The organism is Vibrio sp. 10N.261.51.A3, from assembly GCF_041471965.1.
GTDB lineage: Bacteria > Pseudomonadota > Gammaproteobacteria > Enterobacterales > Vibrionaceae > Vibrio > Vibrio crassostreae_C.
Genome location: NZ_JBFRPK010000044.1, coordinates 65,724 through 71,729, shown reverse-complemented (window position 1 = coordinate 71,729; position 6,006 = coordinate 65,724). Strand labels below are relative to the sequence as shown.

Annotated in this window: 4 protein-coding genes; 1 reads left to right on the top strand and 3 read right to left on the bottom strand. The window is 44.4% G+C overall.

Annotated features, from left to right (window positions below):
* Positions 1-85: 85 nt before the first annotated feature.
* A complete protein-coding gene (gene asd / locus AB4371_RS11885; protein WP_017061186.1) occupies positions 86-1,204 on the bottom strand; it encodes an aspartate-semialdehyde dehydrogenase in 1,119 nt (372 codons plus the stop codon).
* Between the two features lie 500 nt (positions 1,205-1,704).
* Here asd and nhaC point away from each other — a divergent pair, with 500 nt between their 5' ends.
* Positions 1,705-3,141: a Na+/H+ antiporter NhaC gene (gene nhaC / locus AB4371_RS11880; RefSeq protein ID WP_017063453.1), complete on the top strand. Its 1,437-nt coding sequence runs from the start codon at positions 1,705-1,707 to the stop codon at positions 3,139-3,141.
* Positions 3,142-3,245: 104 nt separating this feature from the next.
* Here nhaC and AB4371_RS11875 read toward each other — a convergent pair whose 3' ends face one another.
* Together AB4371_RS11875 and AB4371_RS11870 are read right to left on the bottom strand one after the other, a co-directional pair.
* A complete protein-coding gene (locus AB4371_RS11875) occupies positions 3,246-4,424 on the bottom strand; it encodes a chemotaxis protein (protein WP_137001175.1) in 1,179 nt (392 codons plus the stop codon).
* 76 nt (positions 4,425-4,500) lie between these two features.
* Positions 4,501-5,904, bottom strand: a complete 1,404-nt coding sequence (locus AB4371_RS11870; RefSeq protein WP_102398080.1) for an Hpt domain-containing protein — start codon at positions 5,902-5,904, stop codon at positions 4,501-4,503.
* Positions 5,905-6,006: the final 102 nt, after the last annotated feature.

Sequence of the window (6,006 nt, the reverse complement as noted above, 5' to 3'; positions counted from 1 at the left end):
TGCTCGGCGCACAACTAAAAAGGGTTGACGTTTGTCGTCAACCCTTTCGGTTTATCAGCTAATAGAATTTAAGCAATCTTGCCTATTACGATTTCTCAGCAAGGATAATGCGTAGAGTACGACGTAGTGGTTCTGCAGCCCCCCAAAGTAGTTGGTCACCAACCGTGAAGGCGTTTAGGAAGTCGTTACCCATCGACATCTTACGCAGACGACCGACAGGTACAGACATTGTGCCTGTTACTTTCGCTGGTGTTAGCTCCTGTGCCGTGATGTCGCGGTCATTAGGAATCACTTTAACCCAATCATTGTGCGTTGCGATGATCTCTTCGATCTCGTCCATTGGCACGTCTTGCTTAAGCTTGATCGTTAGTGCTTGAGCGTGACAACGCATTGCACCGATTCGTACACAAGTACCATCAATTGGGATTGGCTGACCATCTAGACCAAGAATCTTGTTCGCTTCAACACCGGCTTTCCACTCTTCTTTACTCTGACCGTTTTCACGCTTCACATCGATCCAAGGAATCAGTGAGCCTGCAAGCGGAGCACCAAATTGGTCTGTTGGGAATGAAGATGAACGAATCGTATCAGCCACTTTCTTATCGATATCAAGAATTGAGCTTGAAGGGTTTGCTAACTCAGAACTTACGCTGTCGTTGATCACACCCATTTGTGAGATCAGCTCACGCATGTTCTTAGCACCCGCACCAGAAGCTGCTTGGTAAGTCATAGCACTCATCCACTCAACCATGCCTTTCTCGTACAGACCACCTAGAGCCATAAGCATTAAGCTCACAGTACAGTTACCGCCAACGAACGTGTTGGTGCCGCTGTGAATGCCTTGCTGGATTTGAGCCAAGTTAACAGGATCAAGAGTGATGATTGAATCAGCATCCATACGCAGAGTAGATGCTGCATCAATCCAGTAACCTTTCCAACCTGCTTGACGCAGTGCTGGGTATACTTTTGATGTGTAATCGCCGCCTTGACAGGTAATCACAGCATCAAGCTGTTTTAGGCTATCAATATCAAAAGCGTCTTGAAGTAGACCCGCATCTTTACCACCTAAAACAGGGGCAGGAATACCAATCTGAGATGTGCTGTAATAAACAGGCTCAATCAAGTCGAAGTCTTTCTCTTCAACCATACGTTGCATCAGTACAGAACCAACCATACCGCGCCAACCAACTAGACCTACTCTCATCGCTCACTCTCCATGTATAAATTAAAAATTGCTCTCCCCCATCTATAAGTTTTTCAGAAACAGAACTCAAGTGCTTTTTGTCAAAAAGTGTAACTTTTTCGTTTCTTTTAAGTGAACGTAATGAATCGTGCAGTTATCTCTGTATCGACATTCCATCTCCACCTCATTGATTAAGCGTCCATTATCGTCAAATTCAAACATTTACATCGCCAAAGTCGATTCAATCGACGCTCATCACAAACAGTAAATCCATCTTTTAAACCAAGGTTAATCAGAGTTTTATTTTACAAAACGAAAACAACGTGCGACAGATTTCAACATGTAACAATCATGAATGTAACAAAAATTTAGATTATGAAACCACAATTGATTGAGTTAACAGTCAAATATCACAAATTGGGCGTATTTTTTCGATATAATAAACTAATTACTGTAGTGTCCGTTTTGCACCACGCACTATAACGAAGCACTATAAATGCTCGAAATCACAAGAGGCTTTTATGAAGCAGAGTAAAACTCGCCTACCGAACCTATTGCAGGTATTCATCGCGTTAGGACTATTTCTATCCCTTGCTTTTTCCTTTACTGCAAAACTTGACCTTCCAATTCAACTTGCCTTGTATATTGGCTGGTTCATTATCATGGTTCTTGGTATTCGTCTTGGACACCAATACAAAGACTTAGAAAAAGCAGCACTCAAAGGAATATCCAATGGCTTAGGCGCGGTTTTAATACTTTTAGCCGTTGGCGCTCTTGTTGGTACTTGGATCTCAGGCGGGATCGTACCTACTATCATTTACTATGGTCTGAAAGCTATCCACCCTTCTATCTTCCTTTTAGCGACCATGATCATCTGTTCTCTAACTGCATTGGCGACCGGTACTTCTTGGGGTGCTGCGGGTACAGCAGGTATCGCGATGATGGGTATCGGCCAAGGCCTAGGTGTTCCAGCACCGATTACTGCAGGTGCCGTGCTGTCAGGCTGTTACTTCGGTGACAAGATGTCTCCTCTTTCTGATTCAGTGATTCTGGCTTCTTCAATGTCTGGTGTTGAAGTGGTTGAACACATCAAGGGCATGCTTCCAGTTGCGTTAATCAGCTACGTGATTACAGGCATCATGTTTACTGCGTTTGGTTTCCACTACGCGGGCAACGTTGACATGAGCCAAGTAGACTCTGTAATCAAAGCAATGGAAGTTCAGTTCTACATCACGCCTTACTCATTCGTTCCGGTACTTATCGTGCTTGGTCTGTTGGCTTTCCGTATGCCTTCATTCCCGGTCATCAGTTTTGGTTCTCTGCTGGGTATTATCTGGGCAGTCATGATCCAAGATATCGACTTCCTAACGGCATTCAACACTGCTTGGGCACCGTTCTCAATCTCATCTGGCGTAGAGTTTATTGATTCGATTCTTAACCGTGGCGGCATGTCTTCAATGCTGGGTTCAGTTGCGGTTATCGTATTTGGTCTAGGTTTTGGTGGCTTACTGGATAAAGTGGGCGTACTAGAGACAATCGCTAAGGTGTTTGAGCGCCGCGTAAACAGCGCAGGCTCACTAGCGACGAGCACAATTGGTACGGCCTTCATGGGTAACGTGTTCGGTTCTGCAATGTACGTATCGTTAATCCTTACGCCAAAAATCTGTGCGAAAAACTACGACCGTTTAGGCTACAAGCGTAAGAACCTATCTCGTAATGCTGAGTTTGGTGGCACGCTAACGTCGGGTATGGTTCCCTGGAGTGATAACGGTATCTACATGGCGAGTATTCTTGGTGTTGCGACGCTGTCTTACGCACCCTTCATGTGGTTAAGCTTCATCTGTATCATCGTGACTATCGTGACATCTTACATGGGTTGGTTCGTTGATAAGTGTGAACCAACAGCACCAGCGTTTGAAGCTGAAGAAGCGACCGAGTTAAGCAAGCAACAAGCTTAAGTTCAGGAGCTAACGCTTTCGAACGTAACTCAAAACGTTAATGGATAAATGCAAAAAGAGCGCCCTAGAGCGCTCTTTTTTGATCTGCTGATTTACTTATTTATCTATTTATTGGCGGTTCGTTTACCCAACCAGTAACCGATGCCTAACGGTGCAAAGAACACTACTAAGATAAACAGGATGAAGTAGATAATCACACCTTTGATTAACTCCATTAGCTTATCAATCGCCAGTACCACCACCTCTTGAGAGACGCGATCAAGGTCTTGCGTGAACAGTTCTCTTTCTGAAGTCACAATGCCGGCAATCTCGATGCGCTCTTTCGCAATCATCTCTACTAGAGCTTCTCTCTCACGTGTCACCATTTTTTCTAATGCCACACGTTCATCACTCAGCATCGCTAATTTTTGGTCGGTTTTATCACTGAGGTCGTTGAGCAATGGTTGCATTTCTGTCGACATAATAGAAGCCAGTGTTTGCATGTACTCCGGATTGTTCTCAATGAAGTCTTGCATGCTTGCTGATGTTTGACGAAGGCTTTCCAGCGTCATCGATAGGTCTTCACCCGTTAGTGAGCTATTCAATGCAACCAACTCCGCCTTCCACGACATCAGTTTTGGTGTCTGGTCAGCCATAAGGCTTAAACGATCAGATGCGTCACTCATTGCTTCTGGCATGGTGCCTAAGCTCTGGACGATTTGCGATTCGTCTTTACCAAGGTAATTTAGCCATTCACGGTAAGCAGGTGTGCTTCTGAATGTGAGGTCTTTAAATGGGTGGCTAGCAGAAAACTGCGCAACGAACGCTTTGCTGTTTTTGAAATCACTCGAGCTCAATACACCCTTTGCCAGCTTCTCGGCTTCTTGATCAAGAAAACGAGCGGTCTCTACTGCATCATCCGTCGCGAACAGATCCGCGCCGTCGCCTTGGCGATAAAACTGATTCATTTGGGCAGTGAAAACCCACGAGTCAATTAACGCAGACATAGGGGAAGTTTGGTAAGCCGCTTGTTGTAATCCCTGCTCTGCATGGATCTTCCAAAGCAACACATAAGATTGATGTAAAGTGTCATCAGCAGGATAAAATTGCGCGATTAAATCAGCCGAGTCTTCTACTCGTGTAAAAAACATCTTGGCGTATTCACGCGTCATGAGCCGAGCATTTAACTCTTGTTGAGTGAGAGGCGTCGTTTGACTATCTAACTTAACTTCTAAGAGAGAACAACCACTTAGCACAATGCTAAGCACCAACACCATCCAACTTCGACTCGAAACTCGTAACATATAAACCTCTGACAAAGACTAAGGGCGCTGATTGTATGAGCGCTTCGTCAGAGTATTGTCAAAAATCCTGTAAAAGTTAACGCTGACTGTCTAAATATTCATGAGCAGAATCCACAGAGGCTTTTATAGCCTGCTCTAGTTCAGCTAAATCATGTTCACTGATCGCTCTGGACTGCTTCATTGTCATTTCAATGGTTGCGGCAATGATGGCTAACCGAGACGCTTTAATACTGCCAGCCACGCCTTTTAAGCTATGTACAATGCGAGCCGCGGAGGTTTCATCTTTGGTCAACAAAGACTTAAACTTCTCGTAGTCACCTGCGTGGTCTTGTACAAACACACCAAGCAAGAGTTCGACAGACTCAGCATCACCATCGAGCGTTTCTAACATGTCTTCGATATCAATCGCAGGCTTTGAATCTGTCACACTGGCAACGTGTTTCTCTACTACTGGCGCCTGTTCAGGGACTTGCTGAATAGAGTATTGCGGTACAACGGGTTGGCTTGTAACGTTAACGCTCTGCGGAGGTTGAGAGTCGGAAGACTGGCGCGTTGGCCTGTTCTCGGATACATAAGCGTCACTATCTGCTTGTTTCACTGCTGAGGAAACAACATCGCTATAAGAAGCGTCTTCCTTACTTGAATTAATTTCTAGTTCAGAGCTGAGTTCTTGGTCTGCTTCTTTCATCGTTTTTGTGGACCTAACGCCCCAAAACACTATCCCGCTCATCGCCACCAAGCTTAAGCCTAGCATCACCAACAATAGATTGAATTGACGATCATGGAACTCAGCTTCGAGTTTTATGATCTGTTCATTTACTGAGTTTTTCTTAATCTTATCAACCAAATAGTTAAGCTGAGCGTAATCACTCAACAATGCTGACGCATCAGCCAGTAGTTGTTGGAGTGCATCTTGTTCTTCGTTTTCTAAGGAATAAGATTTTTCTAGAATGGAATCAAAGGCGCGATAAGTCGCTGACGAACTTTGATTTTCAGAATACATGGCTTCAAATACCACAACACCGAATTCGTTGAGGAGCGGTTTTAGCTGAGGGGAAAGCTCTTTATCAGCACGCAAGATCTTAATGTTATCAACGATGTCTTGAACTTGGCTTTCTATTGGAATGAACTCATCGAACTTTTCTAGGAACTGATCAGCTACGTACAACAGTTGGTTGACATCAGGACGAAACAAGGCGTGTTGGAAATCAGATTCAATCTGCAGTCGGATCGAATAAACCAACTGAGCATCGAGTGCGAGATCATTGATACGAGAGACTCGAAGCGGTTCTGAGAAATAAAGCGATTGCCTCAATTCGTTGACTCGAATACCGAGCTCTTCGATTTGAGCTAGAGAATTGGTGTAGGAACGGCTTAGATTAAGAAGAGCCAATGAAGGAAGTAACCACAGAGCCAAGAGCACAACCAAAAAGGTGGCTGGTTTTTTAAAGCGTTTGGGCTTTGCTACTGATTGTTCCATCTATATTCCTTGTGCGTGTTAACTTGAAGCCATGACCGTAGCTAAAAGATTAAGCACAAAATAAGCGACAACGTCCTGCTGCCGCTTTTATCCGTTAACTTC

Coding starts and splice junctions, on each gene's coding strand:
- asd (WP_017061186.1), bottom strand. CDS start 1,204: ATGAGAGTAGGTCTAGTTGGTTGGCGCGGTATGGTTGGTTCTGTACTG.
- nhaC (WP_017063453.1), top strand. CDS start 1,705: ATGAAGCAGAGTAAAACTCGCCTACCGAACCTATTGCAGGTATTCATC.
- AB4371_RS11875 (WP_137001175.1), bottom strand. CDS start 4,424: ATGTTACGAGTTTCGAGTCGAAGTTGGATGGTGTTGGTGCTTAGCATT.
- AB4371_RS11870 (WP_102398080.1), bottom strand. CDS start 5,904: ATGGAACAATCAGTAGCAAAGCCCAAACGCTTTAAAAAACCAGCCACC.